Source organism: Vibrio sp. SCSIO 43097 (genome assembly GCF_023650755.1).
In the GTDB taxonomy this organism is placed as follows: domain Bacteria; phylum Pseudomonadota; class Gammaproteobacteria; order Enterobacterales; family Vibrionaceae; genus Vibrio; species Vibrio alginolyticus.
Window position 1 is genome coordinate 579,788 of sequence record NZ_CP071840.1, and the last position, 19,045, is coordinate 598,832.

General features: G+C 45.4%; 22 protein-coding genes and 1 other RNA gene. 16 read left to right on the forward strand and 7 right to left on the reverse strand.

The window, feature by feature from the left end; all coding sequences use genetic code 11:
* Positions 1 to 3: 3 nt before the first annotated feature.
* The 3 genes from J4N40_RS02820 to J4N40_RS02830 all read right to left on the reverse strand — a co-directional run bounded on the left by J4N40_RS02820 (position 4) and on the right by J4N40_RS02830 (position 1,110).
* The gene (locus tag J4N40_RS02820) at positions 4 to 603 is read right to left on the reverse strand and encodes a 5-formyltetrahydrofolate cyclo-ligase (protein WP_017633556.1); all 600 of its coding nucleotides are present in this window, start codon (positions 601 to 603) and stop codon (positions 4 to 6) included.
* A gap of 5 nt (positions 604 to 608) precedes the next feature.
* Positions 609 to 793: non-coding RNA, 6S RNA (ssrS, locus tag J4N40_RS02825), on the reverse strand.
* An 8-nt stretch (positions 794 to 801) separates the two neighbouring features.
* Positions 802 to 1,110: a cell division protein ZapA gene (locus tag J4N40_RS02830; RefSeq protein ID WP_005384553.1), complete on the reverse strand. Its 309-nt coding sequence runs from the start codon at positions 1,108 to 1,110 to the stop codon at positions 802 to 804.
* A 249-nt stretch (positions 1,111 to 1,359) separates the two neighbouring features.
* Here J4N40_RS02830 and J4N40_RS02835 point away from each other — a divergent pair, with 249 nt between their 5' ends.
* The 3 genes from J4N40_RS02835 to J4N40_RS02845 are packed head-to-tail and all read left to right on the forward strand — an operon-like array spanning position 1,360 to position 4,380.
* Positions 1,360 to 1,938 (forward strand): YecA/YgfB family protein, encoded by a 579-nt coding sequence (locus tag J4N40_RS02835; RefSeq protein WP_250654363.1) that lies wholly within the window; start codon positions 1,360 to 1,362, stop codon positions 1,936 to 1,938.
* Positions 1,939 to 1,961: 23 nt separating this feature from the next.
* Positions 1,962 to 3,140 carry a 2-octaprenyl-6-methoxyphenyl hydroxylase gene (ubiH, locus tag J4N40_RS02840; RefSeq protein WP_005380974.1) on the forward strand — a complete coding sequence of 393 codons (1,179 nt, stop codon included), beginning with the start codon at positions 1,962 to 1,964 and terminating at the stop codon, positions 3,138 to 3,140.
* Positions 3,141 to 3,171: 31 nt separating this feature from the next.
* Positions 3,172 to 4,380 carry an FAD-dependent 2-octaprenylphenol hydroxylase gene (locus tag J4N40_RS02845; RefSeq protein WP_025768841.1) on the forward strand — a complete coding sequence of 403 codons (1,209 nt, stop codon included), beginning with the start codon at positions 3,172 to 3,174 and terminating at the stop codon, positions 4,378 to 4,380.
* Positions 4,381 to 4,445: 65 nt separating this feature from the next.
* On the opposite strand, the gene J4N40_RS02850 is transcribed toward J4N40_RS02845, so the two are convergent.
* The 3 genes from J4N40_RS02850 to ygfZ all read right to left on the reverse strand — a co-directional run bounded on the left by J4N40_RS02850 (position 4,446) and on the right by ygfZ (position 6,726).
* The gene (locus J4N40_RS02850; RefSeq protein ID WP_005380970.1) at positions 4,446 to 4,652 is read right to left on the reverse strand and encodes a DUF1107 domain-containing protein; all 207 of its coding nucleotides are present in this window, start codon (positions 4,650 to 4,652) and stop codon (positions 4,446 to 4,448) included.
* Between the two features lie 639 nt (positions 4,653 to 5,291).
* Positions 5,292 to 5,765 carry an aminoacyl-tRNA deacylase gene (locus J4N40_RS02855; protein ID WP_047103194.1) on the reverse strand — a complete coding sequence of 158 codons (474 nt, stop codon included), beginning with the start codon at positions 5,763 to 5,765 and terminating at the stop codon, positions 5,292 to 5,294.
* Complete coding sequence (gene ygfZ, locus J4N40_RS02860) at positions 5,758 to 6,726, reverse strand: tRNA-modifying protein YgfZ (RefSeq protein ID WP_047103180.1); 969 nt, start codon at positions 6,724 to 6,726, stop codon at positions 5,758 to 5,760. The genes J4N40_RS02855 and ygfZ overlap by 8 nt, the downstream gene beginning before the upstream one ends.
* Positions 6,727 to 6,915: 189 nt before the next feature.
* Here ygfZ and J4N40_RS02865 point away from each other — a divergent pair, with 189 nt between their 5' ends.
* The gene (locus J4N40_RS02865) at positions 6,916 to 7,176 is read left to right on the forward strand and encodes an FAD assembly factor SdhE (RefSeq protein ID WP_005380951.1); all 261 of its coding nucleotides are present in this window, start codon (positions 6,916 to 6,918) and stop codon (positions 7,174 to 7,176) included.
* Positions 7,124 to 7,606 carry a protein YgfX gene (locus tag J4N40_RS24570; RefSeq protein ID WP_309543986.1) on the forward strand — a complete coding sequence of 161 codons (483 nt, stop codon included), beginning with the start codon at positions 7,124 to 7,126 and terminating at the stop codon, positions 7,604 to 7,606. The genes J4N40_RS02865 and J4N40_RS24570 overlap by 53 nt, the downstream gene beginning before the upstream one ends.
* Before the next feature lie 22 nt (positions 7,607 to 7,628).
* On the opposite strand, the gene nadB is transcribed toward J4N40_RS24570, so the two are convergent.
* Positions 7,629 to 9,242: an L-aspartate oxidase gene (gene nadB, locus J4N40_RS02870; protein WP_005380947.1), complete on the reverse strand. Its 1,614-nt coding sequence runs from the start codon at positions 9,240 to 9,242 to the stop codon at positions 7,629 to 7,631.
* A gap of 554 nt (positions 9,243 to 9,796) precedes the next feature.
* On the opposite strand from nadB, the gene rpoE reads away from it, so the two are divergent.
* The 11 genes from rpoE to acpS all read left to right on the forward strand — a co-directional run bounded on the left by rpoE (position 9,797) and on the right by acpS (position 19,036).
* Positions 9,797 to 10,375, forward strand: a complete 579-nt coding sequence (gene rpoE / locus J4N40_RS02875; protein ID WP_005380946.1) for an RNA polymerase sigma factor RpoE — start codon at positions 9,797 to 9,799, stop codon at positions 10,373 to 10,375.
* Positions 10,376 to 10,401: 26 nt separating this feature from the next.
* Positions 10,402 to 11,028, forward strand: a complete 627-nt coding sequence (locus tag J4N40_RS02880; protein WP_250654364.1) for a sigma-E factor negative regulatory protein — start codon at positions 10,402 to 10,404, stop codon at positions 11,026 to 11,028.
* Positions 11,025 to 11,984, forward strand: coding sequence for a sigma-E factor regulatory protein RseB (rseB, locus tag J4N40_RS02885; protein ID WP_005380941.1), 960 nt, complete (start codon positions 11,025 to 11,027; stop codon positions 11,982 to 11,984). Before J4N40_RS02880 ends, rseB begins: the two co-directional genes overlap by 4 nt.
* A gap of 2 nt (positions 11,985 to 11,986) precedes the next feature.
* Positions 11,987 to 12,457 carry a SoxR reducing system RseC family protein gene (locus tag J4N40_RS02890; protein ID WP_005380936.1) on the forward strand — a complete coding sequence of 157 codons (471 nt, stop codon included), beginning with the start codon at positions 11,987 to 11,989 and terminating at the stop codon, positions 12,455 to 12,457.
* A gap of 158 nt (positions 12,458 to 12,615) precedes the next feature.
* Positions 12,616 to 14,409 carry a translation elongation factor 4 gene (gene lepA / locus J4N40_RS02895; RefSeq protein WP_005384577.1) on the forward strand — a complete coding sequence of 598 codons (1,794 nt, stop codon included), beginning with the start codon at positions 12,616 to 12,618 and terminating at the stop codon, positions 14,407 to 14,409.
* Positions 14,410 to 14,513: 104 nt separating this feature from the next.
* Positions 14,514 to 15,413, forward strand: a complete 900-nt coding sequence (gene lepB / locus J4N40_RS02900; RefSeq protein ID WP_005380933.1) for a signal peptidase I — start codon at positions 14,514 to 14,516, stop codon at positions 15,411 to 15,413.
* 21 nt (positions 15,414 to 15,434) lie between these two features.
* Positions 15,435 to 16,112 carry a ribonuclease III gene (gene rnc, locus J4N40_RS02905; protein ID WP_005380932.1) on the forward strand — a complete coding sequence of 226 codons (678 nt, stop codon included), beginning with the start codon at positions 15,435 to 15,437 and terminating at the stop codon, positions 16,110 to 16,112.
* Positions 16,105 to 17,067, forward strand: a complete 963-nt coding sequence (era, locus tag J4N40_RS02910; RefSeq protein WP_005380931.1) for a GTPase Era — start codon at positions 16,105 to 16,107, stop codon at positions 17,065 to 17,067. Before rnc ends, era begins: the two co-directional genes overlap by 8 nt.
* Before the next feature lie 115 nt (positions 17,068 to 17,182).
* Entirely contained in the window at positions 17,183 to 17,914 is a 732-nt protein-coding gene (recO, locus tag J4N40_RS02915) for a DNA repair protein RecO (protein ID WP_005384578.1), read from the forward strand.
* Positions 17,911 to 18,645: a pyridoxine 5'-phosphate synthase gene (pdxJ, locus tag J4N40_RS02920; RefSeq protein ID WP_005384579.1), complete on the forward strand. Its 735-nt coding sequence runs from the start codon at positions 17,911 to 17,913 to the stop codon at positions 18,643 to 18,645. Before recO ends, pdxJ begins: the two co-directional genes overlap by 4 nt.
* A gap of 10 nt (positions 18,646 to 18,655) precedes the next feature.
* On the forward strand, positions 18,656 to 19,036 hold the full coding sequence (gene acpS, locus J4N40_RS02925; protein ID WP_115386289.1) for a holo-ACP synthase: 381 nt from the start codon (positions 18,656 to 18,658) through the stop codon (positions 19,034 to 19,036).
* Positions 19,037 to 19,045 lie beyond the last annotated feature (9 nt).

Sequence of the window (19,045 nt, forward strand, 5' to 3'; positions counted from 1 at the left end):
GGCTTACTTGTCACTTTCCCATTGCCATATTTGGCTTGGGGTCACGATCTTAGGTAATGGAATGTCCCAGCTTTCAATTGGTAAGCGTTCTACATGTTGGCAGTCATGAGCGATACCAACAGGTTTAGCTCCCTCTCCAGTTATAAACCAACGTGACAGAGTACGATCGTAGTACCCTCCGCCCATGCCTAAGCGGTGTCCGATACTGTCGAACCCAACTAAAGGCGTGCAGATTAAATCAAGCTGGCGAACGGGTTTGAGGTGTCTGATATCGAGCTTGGGCTCTAAGATGCCGTACTTGTTGTAGACGAGCTGTTCATCACTTACATACTGAAGAAACAGTAACTGACCTTTAGAAAAGGGATGGATGACGGGCAGATAAACCGATTTTCCCTGTTGCCATAACCATTCAATGAGCGGTTTAGTATCAAGCTCACCGTCTGCAGAAAGGTAGATGGCAATATGTTGCGCCTGATCGATTTCAGGAAGTTGGGAAAATTGAGTAATAAGGTCGATTCCCGCTTGGTATTGCGTATCACTGCACAGAGCGTTGCGCTTTTCACGAATCAGTTTGCGGAAGTCTTGTCGAGAGAGGTCTGACATAGAGAGAATACCCCAGGGTGCCGTTGAGGATTGTGGCCCTTGAACCAGCTGGTTCAAGGCGGATCAGCAATGACAACCGTAGGCTTCTCGGTGCATGCCGAGCTTGCTCAATAGTTACCAAATACTAACCCTTAGGTATTGCTTATCGGCTCAGGGACTTAAATCCTGCTGACGCACACCCCAGGGTAAATTTTGTATTTACTGCTGTCCTTGCGTAACTTTGCTTAGTGCGTTCTCTAAAGACGCGGTGAGCTTTTCCATTCGCTCAGTAATTTCTTGCTGTTGACCATTGGATTCGTATGACTTGGTGTGCAACTCATAGCAAATATTCAATGCAGCAAAGGTCAGCAGTTGGATTTCATTGGTTACCTTAGTACGTTCGCTCATTTCTTTCAATCGGCGATCCAGATCTTTTGCCGCTGCAACAAGAGACTCTTCTTGTCCTGTCGGACAATTCACTCGTGTAAGTTTGCCTAATATTTCAACGTCGATCGCTTGATTGCTCATGATGAATAAACTCTATATTCGCGCTATCTAAGGTGTTGCTTCATACAACTACCGAGGAGCAAACTATAGGAAAACCGCTATTAAGATTCAAGCATTTCCCATCACAGAAAGAGAAATGATGACGAGATCACACAGGAATTGGGCAAATTGAACAAATGCTGTCCAAAATTGAATTTGATAGCCGTTTCAGACCACTAACCTTGATGGTAGGATATACCAATACATTATTACGCAAGAATGAGCCAAGTTATGAGTGAAATCACCCTTCCTGAATACCAATCTATTGCTGCTGAACTGCAATCTGCAAGCCTAGCAGTAACACCGGCGGAGTTACATGGCTTATTTGTCGGCATGTTAAGTGGTGGATTGGCGATCAATGATCAAACTTGGCAGCCTATTCTGTTTGACTACACCAATGATGGTATGGGTTGGCCTTCTACCGCACTAGCTTTTGCTCAAAGCGTATTCACTGTTACTGTCAATGAACTAACTGGCACGTCGATGGAGCTGTCTTTATTATTGCCAGATGAGCCGGGCGAAGAAGGCTTATTCGCATTAGTCGACAGTGTGTCCGACTTTGTAAACCACTTTATTTCTGGGCTAGGTCTAGCAGGCGTTGCGCTTAATAAAGCATCTGATGACGCTAAAGAAGCACTGGCTGACCTAGAAGAGATTGCCAAATTAGGCATCGATGAAGATGACGATCTTGGTGAACAAGCGCAATTGCTAGAGCAAGTGATTGAGCACATCAAAGCTTGCGTACTAACGATCCATGCTGAATTTGGTGTTCGTCCTGAAAGCAGCGACAAAAAACCTACTATTCACTAATCGTAGACCGTCCAGAGGTTAGTATGAAGCAATATGATGTAGTCATTGCTGGTGGTGCCATGGCTGGTGCAACGTTAGCATTGGCGATTGACCATTTGTCTCAGGGAAAGCTCCGCATTGCCGTCGTTGAGCCTTTTAAAGCACAATCAGATATGCACCCTGGTTTTGACTCTCGCTCAATCGCATTGTCTTACGGTACTGTCAATCTGTTGCGTCAACTACAGCTCTGGACGTCAGTAGAACCGTTTGTCACACCCATTGAACATATCCACGTTTCTGACCGTTCTCATGCTGGGATGACGGAGATTACCAAGCAAGAGGTTGGGGTTGAAGCTCTAGGGTATGTTGTAGAATTAGCCGATGTTGGGCGTGTATATCAAGAATTATTAGACAGCAGCGAGTCAATTACGCTGTTTTGTCCTGACTCCGTTACCGATATCGAGCGCGAGCAAAACTGTACCCATGTGACGTTGAAAAGTGGTGAGCAACTTGAAGCAAAACTGCTGGTGGCTGCAGATGGTGCTGTTTCGACCTGTTGTCAGAAAATTGGTCTAGAACTTTCTGAGCAAGATTTTGAACAAGTGGCTGTCATTGCCAATATTGTGACTCAAGAACCTCATCAAGGTAGAGCCTTTGAACGTTTTACTGAGAATGGCCCTGTTGCTTTATTGCCAATGAGTGACAATCGAATGTCCTTAGTTTGGTGTTTGCACCCTGAAGAAGCCCAAGCCGTTCTTGAGTTATCTGATCAAGCATTTCTCCAGCGTTTACAGAACGATTTTGGTTGGCGTTTAGGCGCGATGAAAAAAGTGGGGCGCCGTGCAAGTTACCCATTGCTTCTTCGCCATCGAAAGCAAAATATTTCACATCGCTTTGCGATTGTTGGAAATGCGGCGCAAACGCTGCACCCGATAGCTGGACAAGGCTTTAATCTCGGTATTCGCGATGTAGTCTCACTAGCAGAAGAAATTGTGCAGCAAAGTGAGGATGTGGGTCTTTATCAAGGCCTGATGCGCTTTAGTCAACGTAGAGAAGCAGATCGAAGCGAAACTATTTGGCTAACCAGTGCCTTAGTGCATGTTTTTTCAAATGATTTACCCGCGATGCGAATTGGCCGAAATACTGCCTTAGCAGCGATGGATAACCTTTCTATTTTTAAGCAGCCGCTACTACGCCATACACTTGGCTTGGTAAAACGATGAACGGCCGCACTGAATTAGGTAATAAAAAGCAATGATGCAAAGTGTAGATATCGCCATCATCGGCGGAGGGATGGTTGGGTTGGCACTTGCTGCCGCGTTCAAAGACAGTGATCTGCGTGTCGCCATTATTGAAGGTAAAGTGCCAGATGATTCGTTGAAAGAATTACCCGATGTTCGTGTGTCTGCGTTGAGCCGCTCTAGTGAGACGATTTTGCGTAAACTTGGTGCTTGGCAGGGCATAGAACAGCGCCGAGCTTCACCTTACCATGGCATGGAAGTATGGGAACAAGATAGCTTTGCCAGCATTGAATTTAATGCACAAAGTATGGCACAACCTGATTTAGGGCATATTGTTGAGAATCGTGTGATTCAACTTGCACTGCTTGAACAAGTCCAAAAGCTCGATAACGTCACTATGTTTATGCCTGCACGTTGCGCGACTCTCGCGGTCGGTGAGCAAGAAAGCTGGCTGACGCTCGATAATGGCCAAGCCATGACCGCTAAATTAGTGGTCGGAGCCGATGGGGCGAATTCGTGGCTTCGCCATCAAATGGATATTCCATTAACGCATTGGGACTATGGTCATCATGCTTTGGTCGCGAATGTCAAAACTGCCATGCCACACAACAGCATTGCGCGCCAGATATTTACTCCTCACGGACCGTTGGCATTTTTGCCAATGTCGCAACCAGATATGTGCTCTATTGTTTGGTCCACGGAGCCAAATCGAGCAGAGCAGTTAGTGGCAATGAGTGAACATGATTTCAATAAAGCGTTGACGAGTGAGTTTGATGCTCGACTTGGTCTATGTGAAGTAGTGGGAGAGCGTGCTGCGTTTCCTTTGAAAATGCGCTATGCGCGAGATTTTGTTGTCGAGCGAGTCGCGCTGGTTGGTGATGCAGCTCATACCATTCATCCATTAGCGGGGCAGGGTGTGAATTTAGGTTTATTAGATGCGGCCAGTCTTGCTCAAGAGGTGTTAGCACTTTGGAAGCAGGGACAAGATATCGGTAGTAAACGCAACCTAAGAAGCTACGAGCGTTGGCGAAAAGCGGAAGCGGCAAAGATGATCGCTACTATGCAAGGGTTTCGAGATTTGTTCTCTGGCGAGAACCCAGCTAAGAAGCTCGTTCGTGGCATTGGCTTAAGTTTAGCGGGGCAACTGCCGGGAGCGAAAGATGAGATCATGAAGCGCGCGCTTGGTTTAAAGGGACACTTGCCGGATCTGGCGCGTCAGTAAGTGCAAAGCGAACTTCAAATACACAAAAGGCTGGTTAATCCAGCCTTTGTTTTATCAACATTTTGCTAAGCATATGCGCATCGGAGTTTCATTATTTCTTGATTGATCTCTTTGACCGCTCGGAAATGGCGTTGCTCTGCTTTCTCCGGCAGTATTAACTTACCGTTATCAAACTCGAATCTACCGACCCCGTAAATATAAATTCTTCCTTTAAAAAGACGACTTATATGTTTAGCAATCATACTTGGTGTATAGCGCTTAAACAGTCTCATATTTACTTTCCTTTTATCTAACCTAGCCTAGGTATTCTACGTTCTGGACGCGAAAATTATTGTGACAGCAATAGTATTAAATACAGATGTAGGGTGTTGCGTCAGAGAATTGTGTTGTCTTAGACAATTTGACAGTGTCATCTCTTAAATAGCGTGAGGATTACCCCAAAAATAACCTCTCTAAAGGAATCCTTACGCCAATACACTCCTTTTTACGTGACGCATTAAGCAATAGTTTTGTTACAGAATTAAGAATAGAACGAAAACGGTTGTTTGCTAGTTGTTTCTATTAAGGTCGTGCCTCGCGCAACACACTTTACGTTCTAACGATTAGAGGAAATGAAAGAGAAAAAGTTCCACGTAAAAAAAAGCCCGCTTCAGCGGGCGAATAGTCACAGATGCATTACACAAAAGTGGATAACTAACTGCATGAATGCTGTCACTCAGCTAGCTGACTCACTTTATATCGGTTAAGTGCTTGTTTGAAACTTAACCAACAAATTCAGCATATACGAGTTTTATCTTTGTGACTATTTATGTTTTATATGTGATTAAAAATTCTCATGTCTATTTTTGTAGATATGAGCGAGATCACGCAGTGATAGAAACACTACATGTCATTACATTGTTTTTAGACGATTAACGACAGATCTCAGCTACGGTCGGCTGGCACAATTGGATAAGATCTTGAATAGAAAGCGCCAGCCCAGCCATTCGATCGCCACTGCTGATCGTGACTTCCTGTTCTTCTAGTAAGCTAGGGTCGAACACGATTGGCATATGACGTTTGAGTAACAGAGGAGTGACAGTACCAATTTTGTAACCAGTGATGGACTCAACGTCGGCTTGATCAACACAAGTCATCCGGCGACATTTCAGTAACGAGCGCACTTTTTTGGGATCAACGCTACGATCACCTGGCGCACAGGCGAGTGCATATTGATTACCCATGTCTCGTAGCAAGATTGCTTTCACCATTTGAGAAGGGCGAATGCCGCGTTGGTGCGCGGCATCCTCAATGGTGGTTGCTGGTCTTTGATGCGGTAACAGACGAAACGGAATGTGTTGGTCTGTGAGAAATTGCATCAAAGGAGTATGGATTGTATTACTCATCATCAAGACTGTAAGGCAGTGATTCGATTGTCCATTCACACTCTGGTTGCGCAACCAAACGAAGACGAGTGTCCTCATCGAGATTATTAGGCAGCACGATCAGGCCAATCGCATGATTGTCACTGAACTGGTAGTGATTTAATAAAGCACCTACTGAACGCCAGTTTTCACCTACGCTGCGTTCGAGCTCAATTGGTTCGTCACTGAATGGAGCAGAAGTTGCACCTTTTACGATATACATCGCACGTTTATTGGTACCGCGATACTTCGCTCGTGCTACCGTTTCTTGTCCCGTGTAGCAGCCCTTTGTGAAGCTTATGCCTCCTAAAGCTTGCACGTTAAGTGCTTGTGGAATGTGAGCATTCTGCGCGGATGCAGAGACAAATGGTAAACCTGCCTTAATATCGAAACGATTCCAAAGCTCATTTGTCGTAAAGACAGCGTCGGTAGTTTCAACGATTTGCTGTGCTTCTGGCGCACTTAATATCAGTAACCAGCGATCTTGGGCAACTTGTACTGCTGTGCCACCGTTAACTGGGCGAACGCTGCCAGTTGTCTTGCTCATTGTTGAAATGAATTCGTCGGCTTTGACGCCAGCAACGCCTAAGATAACGTCATCAGAAGCTTCAATCGTTACTTTAGAGAAAATAGCGTATTTCTTTATTTCACTAAGTTCTACGTCAATCGCCGATTTTGGTTGGATCATGCCGTAGCCATCATGATGATGGAAAAGGCGGAACACGCTCCACACTTTTCCTTTTGCATCACAATGTGCGCCCAGTGTTGATTGGTCTTGTTCTAAAGAAACAACATCGCAGGTAACCTGACCTTGTAAGTATGATTTTTTATCGTCACCGATCATGGTGATCATGCCGAAGTTATCCAGCAGTGAGATAGATAACTCTGGAAGTGCGTCTTGAGTTGAGAGAGGTAATGCTGAAAAACGAGTTTGCCATTCCATAATTACAATGCCTTTTGAAGATATTTTTCCGCTATGTTATACCCAAATAACCTTGAGATACTAGGGGAGCGATTTACGAATCAACATTTGTCTGCTTTCACTATCGTATTGTGACCCGCACACTAGTGACGTAGCACATCCCTTGTTACACTCCGCACTAACAACAAGACATCTATGAAGGAATAGTGAATGTACACTCCGGAAGAAAAAGCGCGTATTAAATGGGCTTGTCGTCGAGGCATGCTTGAGCTTGACGTAGTAATTATGCCGTTTTTTGAAGAGTGCTTTGATACTCTGAGTGAACAAGAGCAGCGTGACTTTGTTTCTTTACTTGAATGCGATGATCCTGATCTGTTTACTTGGGTAATGGGGCATGGCCGTAGCGAAAATTTAGGTCATGCAGCAATGGTTGATAAAATTGTCGCCCATAACCTCAGCAAAGTTCGTTAATTTTACTGCTTCTCCCTCTCTGACTGCCCGAGTCTTCAATGTTGTACTTTTCTTATTGATGACTTGGGCTGTTATCCTCTCTAGCATTCCGCTCGTATTATCGACTTATTTGTTATTACTGATTGTGAAGGCTTTCTCAAACCAAAGTCTTGTTCAACCTACAAGTCATGGGCATTGGTATGTGCACTGCGATGGCTCGGTTAGGTTTGATGCCCTTGAGTGTGGCGAATACTCGGAAGATATTGAGTCCGAAAAGGGTCATTTACAGCGAGTTGATACATCGGCATCACCATTCAAGATAACATTCCAATTGCAATCTGGCCGTAGTGTTACGATTTGGCGTGATAGCTGTGACGATGAGCAGTATCGTCAATTATCTTTGGTATTACGCCAATGGGAAATGAAACAGGGAGCTAATGCTCCCTGCTGATGTAATAGTTTACTTGGTAAAGTTAAAGCTGTTTAGCTGGAACCAAAATCGTTGGGCCGCTGTTTTCCAGTTGGTTCGGATAGTCAAGCGTGTAGTGCAAACCTCGACTCTCTTTACGCTGCATCGCACAACGAACCATCAACTCTGCTACTTGTAAAAGGTTACGCAGTTCTAATAAGTTGTTCGACACTCGGAAATTGCTGTAGTACTCGTGTGTTTCTTGTTGCAACAGTTGGATACGGCGTAAGGCGCGCTCTAAACGCTTGTCAGTTCGCACAATGCCCATGTAGTCCCACATAAACAGACGAAGCTCGTGCCAGTTGTGCTGAATAATCACTTCTTCATCACTATTGGTTACTTTGCTTTCATCCCAACATGGCACCTGTGAAGGTAGCTCAACGTTAGTGTGATGTTTTAGAATATCTTTTGCCGCAGACCAAGCATAAACCACGCATTCGAGAAGTGAGTTTGATGCCATGCGGTTAGCACCATGCAGCCCGGTGTAGCTAACTTCACCAATCGCATACAAATTTTTCAGATCGGTGCAGCCATTTCTATCCACCATGACACCGCCACAAGTGTAGTGTGCAGCAGGTACGATTGGGATTGGCTCTTTAGTCATGTCAATGCCCAAGTCCATCAAACGTGAATAAATGGTTGGGAAGTGTTTCGTAATAAAGTCAGCAGGCTTATGGCTGATGTCGAGATACATACAGTCGGCACCTAAACGCTTCATTTCGAAGTCGATAGCACGAGCCACGACGTCACGCGGAGCAAGCTCTTTACGTTCATCGAAATCCGGCATAAAGCGAGAGCCATCTGGACGACGCAGGTAAGCACCTTCGCCACGCAACGCTTCAGTCAGCAAGAAGTTACGTGCTTCTGGGTGATATAAACACGTAGGGTGGAACTGGTTAAATTCCATATTCGCCACACGACACCCTGCACGCCAAGCAATCGCAATACCATCACCAGACGACACATCTGGGTTAGAGGTGTATTGATAAACCTTTGAAGCACCACCTGTAGCGAGAACCACAAATTTGGCTCGCACGGTTTCGACATGCTCTTCGTTGCGGTTCCAAATATAAGCACCGATAACTTTGTTTTTATCACCGCCAATTTTGTCTTCGGTGATTAAGTCCAGAGCATTGTGACGTTCGAGAACATGAATGTTTGGATGGTTATGAGCGTTATCTTGCAGGGAGGTTTGCATCGCCATACCTGTCGCATCTGCCGCGTGAAGAATACGACGACGGCTATGACCACCTTCACGAGTTAAGTGGTAGCGAGGTTCATCGTCAGAGTCATCTTCTTCACGATCAAATGGGACACCACCGTCAATCAACCACTGTACACACTCTTTTGAATGCTCAGCAATGAACCTTACGGTCTCCTCATCGCAAATACCATCCCCGGCGATTTGCGTGTCTTCAACGTGTGAATCAATGGTGTCTGACTCATCAAATACGGCAGCGATACCGCCTTGAGCATAGTAGGTTGCCCCTTCGCTGCGTGGTCCTTTACTCAGCACCATCACCTTACAGTGGTTAGCAACGCGCAAAGCCAACGACAAACCTGCCGCGCCACTCCCTACCACTAATACATCACACTCATGTTCACGATTTGTGTTCATATAACTTTTATAATCCCAAGCTAAGGTAACAAAGTTACCTTGTGTATTATTTGCACACCATGTGCATTCCATTATCGCGACATCTGTCGCTAAGGGCTAAGTTGGGAGACCTATCGACGTCCGTGTTACGGCGGTGACTGAGCCACTCTTCTTTTTCATGCAGAGCATGAGCATGCTTCCTAAGTTATAATTTGTAACGCGGTGTTCAGATAGCCATTAGCCATGCAAATGAAAAGTAATAGTTTGTCAATGCCATTGCTTTTCCATGCCCGACCCAGCACAATCTGGGACAGAGATCATTCATTATACCCATTTCCCTCCAAGATGCTCGCTTGTCAAACTTAGACTAAAGTCAGGCAGCGGTGGTCATTTGGGTACAGACATCACATTGTGAAAAAACAATGACAAAAAACTTGAGAAACCATGGAACTTTCTCATTCACGTTAGGGTCACAATAGTGCTCAAGTAAGCAGTGGTGTCAATACTACGTTTTGCATAATTAGTACCCATATCTGAGAAGAGTAGGGGCATAACAAATAGGAGTATCCGCTCGAATGAACGAGCAGCTGACCGATCAAGTATTGATTGAGCGAGTTCAGAATGGCGATAAGCAAGCATTCAACCTGTTGGTAACAAAGTACCAGAATAAGGTATGTAATCTTATTTCCAGATACGTTAGTAATCCTGGCGATGTACCAGATGTAGCACAAGAAGCGTTTATTAAAGCTTACCGAGCTATCCCTAGCTTTCGTGGGGAAAGTGCGTTTTATACGTGGCTGTATCGCATTGCAGTGAATACTGCGAAAAATCACATTGTTGCTCAAGGGCGTAGACCTCCAGCGACAGATGTCGATGCTGAAGATGCTGAATTTTACGAAACAGGTAGTGCACTTAAAGAAATATCGAACCCTGAGAACTTAACGTTGTCCAAAGAATTGCAACGGGTGGTGTTCAGTGCAATCGAAGCTTTACCTGAAGATTTAAAAACCGCAATGACATTACGAGAGCTCGATGGCTTGAGTTATGAAGAAATTGCAGAAGTGATGGATTGCCCGGTAGGAACGGTACGATCGCGTATCTTCCGTGCTCGTGAGGCGGTGGAAAAGAAAATCAGACCTCTTTTGCAACGCTAGTACAAGTAATAACTATGGTGAAAATAATGGCTGACAAAGAAAAACTTTCAGCTCTCATGGATGGAGAATTGGTCGATAAGGCTTTAATTCAAGAGTTAGAGCAAGACCAAGAGAGCCGTGATGCTTGGCAGAACTATCACCTGATTGGTGATGTGATGCGAGGCGAAGCGCCAGCAAAACCTGAGTGGAATATTGCTGAAAGCGTGGCGTTAGCGTTAGAAGATGAACCTGCACACCGTGCGTTTGATTCGCACAGTGCAAATGTTATCTCAATTGCGGATACGCCAAAAGAGTCGCAACCAGAATCGCAAAAAGCAAAACGTCAGTTGCCAGGTTGGTTGACGCAGTTTGGTCAAGTTGCTGTTGCTGCATGTGTATCGCTTGTTGTTATTTTAGGTGTACAGCAGTACGGTGGTAGCGATTCAATGTCGCCGCAAACAGATCAATTACCTGTATTGCAGACGGTTCCGTTTGCTGGCAGCGCAGAACCAGTGAGTTTGACTCGTGAGTCTGTAGAACGTTCTGTAGGCGAGGCAAATATGCAAGAGCAGCGCAAGCGTGTTCATGCTATGCTGCGAGACTACGAATTGCAGTTACGAATTAACAGTGATGCATCTCAACAAGATGCAAATCTGAATCCGGATATTGAATGAAAAAATTTCTGATCAGCGCTTGCGCTCTGTTCAGTATGATGTCTTCTCAAGCCTTTGCTGGTGATAAGCCAGCGGAGGCTTTATTGCATCAAATGAGCGAGGCGAGTAAGAATTTAAGTTACGAACTCTCTTATATCCTTATCAAAAAGAACAGCATTGAGCCGTTGCTGTATCGTCATGCCACGCATGGTGACGATCAATATGCTCATCTTGTCTACTTAAGTGGCCCTGTGCGTGAAGTGATTCGTCGCGGAACTGAAGTAAGTTATATCGAAACGGGTTTAGAACCGTTCACCATCGAGTCAGGTAAAATGGTCGCTCCGACTATGCCTATGCTCAACACCAATATCGATGAGCTAAACTTGTATTACGACTATGTAAAAGTGGGCAGAGCTCGTGAAGCTGGTGTGGCAACACAAGTGCTGCGTATTGTTCCTAAAGACGGTCTGCGCTATTCATACGTACTATGGATCGATGAAAAGAGTAAATTGCCGTTACGTGCCGACCTTGTGGACCGCGATGGTGAAATGCTTGAACAATATCGCACTATTTCTTACACGGTAAACCCAAAAATCGCAGAGTTAATGAGTGGCCTGCAAGATGTTCAATTACCTGCTGTTCTCACCATGCCAAAAGGCGATATTGGGACCAGTAATTGGCAGGTTGGTTGGATCCCTGAGGGTTTCGAGCCGAACGAGCTCAACCGCTATCGTATGGCCGTTACTAACCAAATGGTGGAGAGCCAGCTGTATTCTGATGGTCTGTTTAGCTTCTCTGTTTACGTAGCAAACAAGGATGAGCATTCGTTAAAAGGGCAGTTGGTTCGCCAAGGCAGAAGAACGCTACACAGTTTTGTGAGCGGTCAACATGAAATCTCTGTTGTAGGAGACATTCCACCGACCACAGCACAGCGTATCGCCCAATCTGTCACATTTAATGTAACAAAGAGTAAATAACAATGATGACCGCGTTGGCTACCGTGACAGACGTGCATCGTCGCGGCAAGCAATTCGAAATTGATTTAAGTTGCGAACAGCAGACCAGTTGCAGTAGTTGCTCTTCACAGAAAAGCTGTGGAACGGGCGTTGTTACTAAAGCCATTGGTAACAAGAGTTTATCTTGGCACCTGCGCACGGATAAATCGGTGAAAATAGGTCAAGTCGTTGAGATTGGTTTTCCTGAGTCGAGCCTAATAAAATCAGCAATGGCGGTTTATTTACTGCCATTGTTTGGTTTGATTATCGGTGCGATGTTTGGTCACTTCCTGTTAGCGCCGCTGACAGCCGGCGGGGAAGGCATCATCATATTGGCATCGGTATTGTTTGCCGCTGGTGGAATGTGGATCGCAAAACGTGTTTCTCGTCCGTTAGAAGATGAATCCAAGCGCCAAGTTACCCTCGTTCGGGTACTTGGAGAGCCAATCCAGTAAGTGCTGTCCCCCTCCACTAAAGGTTATTTGGGTATGTACTTTAAATTACGTGCGCCCGTTAACGAAATTCGGTAGAATCTGCCAACTTGATTGAAATGCCGTCAGTAGATGGCGTTTCTTACTGTCCCTATTTGTAAAGAGTTAGTCACCCTAAATCTATGAAGCACATTCGTAACTTTTCGATTATCGCCCACATCGACCATGGTAAGTCGACCCTATCAGACCGTCTAATCCAAGTTTGTGGCGGGTTAACCGATCGTGAAATGGCCGCACAGGTTCTGGATTCAATGGATCTTGAACGTGAGCGTGGCATCACCATCAAATCTCAGAGTGTGACGCTAAACTACACCGCTAAAGACGGTGAGACGTATCAGCTGAACTTCATCGATACTCCGGGGCACGTTGACTTTGCATATGAAGTATCACGTTCTCTAGCGGCTTGTGAAGGTGCGCTATTGGTTGTGGATGCGGGTCAAGGTGTTGAGGCTCAAACACTGGCTAACTGTTACACCGCGATCGAAATGGATCTAGAGGTTGTGCCAATCTTAAACAAGATTGACCTACCTGCAGCTGATCCTGAGCGTGTAGCGGAAGAAATTGAAGAAATCGTTGGTATCGATGCAATGGAAGCAACCCGCTGTTCTGCGAAGACAGGCATCGGTGTTGATGACGTTCTAGAGAACATTGTGTCAGCGATTCCAGCACCGGAAGGTGATCCAGATGCGCCACTACAAGCGCTGATCATTGACTCATGGTTTGATAACTACCTTGGCGTTGTTTCTTTAGTGCGTATTAAAAACGGCGAACTGAAGAAGAACGATAAGATCAAAGTGATGAGTACGGGCCAAGTTTGGGGTGTAGATCGTCTTGGTATCTTTACGCCAAAACAAGTAGATACCGATATCCTTCGTACTGGTGAAGTAGGTTGGGTTGTTTGTGGTATCAAAGACATTCTTGGTGCCCCTGTTGGTGATACGCTGACTCTAGCGAAGAATGGTTGTGATAAACCGCTACCAGGCTTTAAGAAAGTTAAACCTCAGGTTTACGCAGGTCTGTTCCCTGTATCTTCTGACGATTACGAGAACTTCCGCGACGCACTAGGCAAACTAAGCCTAAACGACGCATCGCTATTCTACGAGCCAGAAAACTCTGCAGCACTAGGCTTTGGTTTCCGTTGTGGTTTCCTTGGCATGCTACATATGGAAATCATCCAAGAGCGTCTAGAGCGTGAATACGACTTGGATCTTATTACCACAGCACCAACGGTAGTTTACGAAGTTGAGAAGACGGATGGCGATCTGCTGTATGTTGATAGCCCAGCAAAACTACCAGCGATCAATGATATTGAAGAAATTCGTGAACCGATTGCGCGTTGTAATATCCTTGTGCCTTCAGAGTACCTAGGTAATGTAATCACCCTGTGTGTTGAAAAGCGAGGCAGTCAAGTTGATATGGTTTACCACGGTAACCAAGTCGCTGTGACTTACGATATTCCAATGGCTGAAGTGGTACTGGATTTCTTCGATCGTCTGAAATCAACATCACGCGGTTACGCATCTTTGGATTACAACTTCCAGCGTTTTGAAGCTTCGAACATGGTACGTGTAGACGTTCTTCTTAACGGTGACACTGTTGATGCATTGGCGATGATCACACACAAAGATCAGTCTCAGACTCGCGGTCGTCAGTTGGTAGAGAAGATGAAAGAATTCATCCCTCGCCAAATGTTTGATATCGCAATCCAAGCGGCAATTGGTAACCACATTATCGCTCGTTCAACGGTAAAACAGTTGCGTAAGAACGTTATTGCGAAATGTTACGGAGGTGACGTAAGTCGTAAGAAAAAACTTCTGAAGAAACAGAAAGAAGGTAAGAAACGCATGAAGCAGATCGGTAACGTTGAGCTGCCTCAAGAAGCGTTCCTAGCCATCCTTCACGTAGGTAAAGACTAAAGTTGAACTTTGTCTCACACTTGTCGGTCTTAAGACGTTAGATATTAAAATAAGTGAAAGGGTTTCGGCTCTTTCACTTTCGTATTTTTAGATAAGGGAATTTAATGGCGAATACATTCTCACTGATGTTGGTTATTGCGACTTTGGTAACTGGCGTGGTTTGGCTATTGGAAAAGCTGGTTTTCGCGAAAAAGCGTCAGGAAAAACTGGCTGAGATTCAAGCTCAGACGTCTAATGGTTTGGATGCAGTGACCTTGCAAAAAGTTGAGCGTCAGCCTTGGTGGGTTGAAAATAGCGTCTCTATTTTTCCTGTGATCGCGTTCGTTTTAGTATTACGTTCTTTTATCTACGAACCATTTCAAATCCCATCAGGCTCAATGATGCCTACCTTGCTGGTTGGCGATTTTATTTTAGTTGAGAAGTACGCGTACGGTCTAAAAGACCCAGTATGGCGTACTCAGCTAGTGGAAACTGGTAAGCCTGAGCGTGGTGATATCGTGGTATTCAAATACCCACCACAACCAAGTGTGGACTACATTAAGCGTGTAGTTGGTTTACCTGGTGATATCGTGCGTTATTCAAGTGATAAGCAGCTTTGCGTGCAAAGCCAAGGCGAATCGGCATGTAAGCCAGTTAAACTGAGCAATGTTGAAGAAAGTCAGTTTAGCTCGAACGGTATCCCAATGATCCAACTGGATGAAAAATTGGGTAACGTTGAGCACAATATTTTGGTTAACCCTCTTGTGCGTAACCGCGTGGAGCAATATTTCCCACGTAGCGGCACGACAGAGTGGGTTGTACCACAAGGTCAGTATTTTGTGATGGGTGATAACCGTGACAACAGTGCTGACAGCCGTTACTGGGGCTTTGTTCCAGAAGCAAACTTAGTCGGTAAAGCTGTCGCGATCTGGATCAGCTTCGAGTTTGATCGTGGCGCAGATAGTGTTCTACCTTCATGGATTCCAACTGGTGTGCGTTTTAACCGCATCGGTGGCATTCACTAACCATTCAAATATCGAGAGAGTATGAATTCTCCAATTGATAAACTAGAGAGAAAGCTCGGCTACCAGTTTCAAGATGCCGGGCTTATCAATTTGGCGCTGACGCACCGCAGCGCCAACAGTAAGCACAATGAACGTCTTGAGTTTCTGGGCGATTCAATTTTAAGTTTTGTCATCGCTGATGATCTGTACCATCGTTTCCCAAAAGTGAACGAAGGTGACATGAGCCGCATGCGTGCTACTTTGGTTCGCGGACATACATTGGCGGAACTGGGTCGTGAATTCGATCTAGGAGATTATTTAAAATTAGGTCCAGGTGAATTGAAGAGTGGCGGTTTTCGCCGAGACTCTATTTTAGCCGATGCGGTTGAAGCCATTATTGGCGCAATTTACCTAGACAGTGATCTTGAAGTTGTGCGAGGCATTGTACTGAGTTGGTATCAGTCACGCCTTGAAGCCATTAAACCAGGCGTTTCACAAAAAGATCCGAAAACTCGCCTACAAGAGTTCCTACAAGGCAGAAGAAAACCGCTGCCTGTCTACACAGTGACTAATATTAAAGGTGAAGCGCACAACCAAGAGTTCACGGTTGAGTGCGAAGTAGCAGGTGTGGATAAGCCTGTAATCGGTAAAGGCACCAGCCGCCGCAAGGCAGAACAAGCGGCTGCTGAAACAGCACTTGAGCAATTAACAAATGGCTGATAACGAATTCGATATCGATGCGTTTTTCGCATCACAGGGTGAGCCAAGCTCGCCAGAAAACCAACACTGTGGCTTTATTGCGATTGTTGGTCGCCCAAACGTAGGTAAGTCGACACTTTTGAACAAGATTTTGGGTCAGAAGATTTCGATCACCTCTCGTAAGCCGCAAACGACACGCCACCGTATTATGGGTGTGGATACGGACGGCGATTACCAAGCGATTTACGTTGACACGCCTGGACTTCACATTGAAGAAAAGCGTGCGATTAACCGTTTGATGAACCGTGCAGCTAACTCGTCATTGAGTGATGTAAACCTTGTGTTCTTCTTAGTCGATGGTACGCATTGGACTAAAGATGATGAGATGGTGCTGACCAAACTTCAAAAATCGAACTTCCCAGTTGTGCTTTGTGTAAACAAAGTCGACAACGTACAAGATCGTAACGACGTGATGCTACACATGGCGGAGATGTCTAAGAAGATGGACTTCGTGGATGTTGTGCCAATCTCTGCCAAGCAAGGTAAGAACATTGACGTACTGCGTAAGCACGTGCGTAATCACCTACCTAAAGCAACGCATCACTTCCCAGAAGAATACGTGACTGACCGTTCTCAGCGTTTTATGGCGTCTGAGATTGTGCGTGAAAAGCTGATGCGCTTTACTGGTGAAGAGCTGCCATACTCAGTAACGGTTGAGATTGAACGTTTTGATTACAACCCAGAAACCGACGGTTTCCACATCAATGCCTTGATTCTTGTTGAGCGTAATGGCCAGAAGAAAATGGTGATTGGCAAAGGCGGCGAGAAGATTAAAACCATTGGTCGCGAAGCGCGTTTAGATATGGAAGAATTGTTCGGTCGTAAGGTTTACCTAGAAACTTGGGTAAAAGTGAAATCTGGCTGGGCAGACGACGAACGAGCGTTGCGATCGTTGGGTTATATAGACGATTTATAATCTTGGCTGCGAAGGTGCTTCGCTCCAACATCGATGAAAAATCAGTATCGATTAAAATAAGGAGCCGCTCGGCTCCTTATTTTTTATTTCACACTTTTTAGGCACAATGACTTAGATGAGTAATCTGTCTTCCGAAGGTTTACAGCGCTGTTTTGTATTGCACCGACGCCCTTACAGTGAATCGAGCTTAATCCTTGATGTATTTAGTGAGGAATATGGCCGAATGACTTTAATGGCCAAAGGCGCGCGCAGTAAGCGTTCGAACTTAAAAGGCGCATTGCAACCTTTTACCCCGCTATTACTTAAATGGTCGGGGAAAGGCTCAATGAAAACTTTGCGTCAAGCCGAGCCGATAAGTCTAGGTTTGCCGTTAACGGGCATTAATCTCTACTCAGCCATGTACGTCAATGAACTGATTGGCCGTATTTTGATGGCTGAAGTGCCGATGCCAGCACTATTTCATGATTATTTGCATGCGTTAACCGAGTTGGCGCACAACGAGAACCCTGAGCCTGCACTGCGTCGTTTTGAGTTAGCCTTGCTGTCTGCGATGGGGTATGGCGTGGATTTTTTGCATTGTGCAGGTACCGGCGAGCCCGTCGATCCAGAAATGACCTATCGTTACCGGGAACAGAAAGGGTTTATTGCTTCGGTTAGGCGCGATAACCTCACGTTTTTAGGGAATGAACTGATTGCTATCAGTGAGCGGCGGTTCGTCACTAAAGAGCAGCTAAAAGCGGCAAAACGCTTTACACGTATAGCCTTAAAGCCGTATCTTGGCGGCAAACCTTTAAAAAGTCGTGAATTTTTCATTCAGACCCCCAGAGCACGGAGTAACGGAAAATGAGCTCAATTTATTTAGGCGTCAATATCGACCATATTGCCACTCTACGTAATGCACGTGGTACAAAATACCCAGATCCTGTTCACGCTGCTGAAATTGCTGAGCGTGCAGGCGCGGACGGTATCACTATCCACTTACGTGAAGACCGTCGCCATATTTTGGATCGTGATGTACGTATTCTGCGTGAAACCATTCAAACGCGTATGAATCTAGAGATGGCAGTGACGGACGAAATGGTTGAGATTGCGCTGCAAACTAAACCAGAGTTTGTGTGTCTAGTGCCTGAAAAGCGTGAAGAACTGACGACGGAAGGTGGCTTAGATGTTGTAGGGCAGCTTGAAAAAATTAAAGCTGCGACGAAAAAGCTGACAGATGCCGGCATTAAAGTTTCGCTCTTTATTGATGCTGACCGTCAACAGATTGAAGCTGCGAAAAAGTGTGGCGCTCCGTTTATTGAGCTACATACTGGCCACTATGCAGATGCGACGACAGAAGACGAACAGCAAGCTGAACTGAAGAAGATTGCTGCTGGTGCGAGTTATGCACATGACCTAGGTATTATTGTTAATGCCGGGCATGGCCTGACTTATCACAATGTCGCACCAATTGCTGCATTACCAGAAATTTACGAACTCAACATTGGTCATTCAATCATTGGTCGCGCAGTATTTGATGGTTTAAATAAAGCGGTTGCTGACATGAAAGCACTGATGATTGAGGCTCGCCAGTCATAGGGCTATCTAGATGGCGATTATAGGGTTAGGGACCGACATTGCAGAAATTGAGCGTATTGAAAAAGCGTTAGCTCGTAGTGGTGAACCTTTTGCTCAGCGGATTCTTTCAGAAGACGAAATGGCCAAATTCTCACAGCTTAAGCTGCAAGGTCGTTATCTTGCTAAGCGCTTTGCAGTTAAAGAAGCGGCCTCAAAAGCATTGGGAACAGGGATCGCAAAAGGGGTCACGTTTCACGACTTTTCCATCTCGAACGATGAGCTTGGAAAACCAGTGCTCGCATTGGCGGGCACAGCCAAGCAAATAGCGGATGCGATGGGCGTTAACCACATTCACCTGTCCATTTCCGATGAGCGTCATTACGCTGTGGCGACGGTCATTTTTGAATCCTAGCTTGTAAGT

Excerpts from the sequence above, each read along its gene's own strand:
- J4N40_RS02820 (WP_017633556.1), bottom strand. The coding sequence starts at position 603 with ATGTCAGACCTCTCTCGACAAGACTTCCGCAAACTGATTCGTGAAAAG.
- J4N40_RS02830 (WP_005384553.1), bottom strand. The coding sequence starts at position 1,110 with ATGAGCAATCAAGCGATCGACGTTGAAATATTAGGCAAACTTACACGA.
- J4N40_RS02835 (WP_250654363.1), top strand. The coding sequence starts at position 1,360 with ATGAGTGAAATCACCCTTCCTGAATACCAATCTATTGCTGCTGAACTG.
- ubiH (WP_005380974.1), top strand. The coding sequence starts at position 1,962 with ATGAAGCAATATGATGTAGTCATTGCTGGTGGTGCCATGGCTGGTGCA.
- J4N40_RS02845 (WP_025768841.1), top strand. The coding sequence starts at position 3,172 with ATGATGCAAAGTGTAGATATCGCCATCATCGGCGGAGGGATGGTTGGG.
- J4N40_RS02850 (WP_005380970.1), bottom strand. The coding sequence starts at position 4,652 with ATGAGACTGTTTAAGCGCTATACACCAAGTATGATTGCTAAACATATA.
- J4N40_RS02855 (WP_047103194.1), bottom strand. The coding sequence starts at position 5,765 with ATGAGTAATACAATCCATACTCCTTTGATGCAATTTCTCACAGACCAA.
- ygfZ (WP_047103180.1), bottom strand. The coding sequence starts at position 6,726 with ATGGAATGGCAAACTCGTTTTTCAGCATTACCTCTCTCAACTCAAGAC.
- J4N40_RS02865 (WP_005380951.1), top strand. The coding sequence starts at position 6,916 with ATGTACACTCCGGAAGAAAAAGCGCGTATTAAATGGGCTTGTCGTCGA.
- J4N40_RS24570 (WP_309543986.1), top strand. The coding sequence starts at position 7,124 with ATGCAGCAATGGTTGATAAAATTGTCGCCCATAACCTCAGCAAAGTTC.
- nadB (WP_005380947.1), bottom strand. The coding sequence starts at position 9,242 with ATGAACACAAATCGTGAACATGAGTGTGATGTATTAGTGGTAGGGAGT.
- rpoE (WP_005380946.1), top strand. The coding sequence starts at position 9,797 with ATGAACGAGCAGCTGACCGATCAAGTATTGATTGAGCGAGTTCAGAAT.
- J4N40_RS02880 (WP_250654364.1), top strand. The coding sequence starts at position 10,402 with ATGGCTGACAAAGAAAAACTTTCAGCTCTCATGGATGGAGAATTGGTC.
- rseB (WP_005380941.1), top strand. The coding sequence starts at position 11,025 with ATGAAAAAATTTCTGATCAGCGCTTGCGCTCTGTTCAGTATGATGTCT.
- J4N40_RS02890 (WP_005380936.1), top strand. The coding sequence starts at position 11,987 with ATGATGACCGCGTTGGCTACCGTGACAGACGTGCATCGTCGCGGCAAG.
- lepA (WP_005384577.1), top strand. The coding sequence starts at position 12,616 with ATGAAGCACATTCGTAACTTTTCGATTATCGCCCACATCGACCATGGT.
- lepB (WP_005380933.1), top strand. The coding sequence starts at position 14,514 with ATGGCGAATACATTCTCACTGATGTTGGTTATTGCGACTTTGGTAACT.
- rnc (WP_005380932.1), top strand. The coding sequence starts at position 15,435 with ATGAATTCTCCAATTGATAAACTAGAGAGAAAGCTCGGCTACCAGTTT.
- era (WP_005380931.1), top strand. The coding sequence starts at position 16,105 with ATGGCTGATAACGAATTCGATATCGATGCGTTTTTCGCATCACAGGGT.
- recO (WP_005384578.1), top strand. The coding sequence starts at position 17,183 with ATGAGTAATCTGTCTTCCGAAGGTTTACAGCGCTGTTTTGTATTGCAC.
- pdxJ (WP_005384579.1), top strand. The coding sequence starts at position 17,911 with ATGAGCTCAATTTATTTAGGCGTCAATATCGACCATATTGCCACTCTA.
- acpS (WP_115386289.1), top strand. The coding sequence starts at position 18,656 with ATGGCGATTATAGGGTTAGGGACCGACATTGCAGAAATTGAGCGTATT.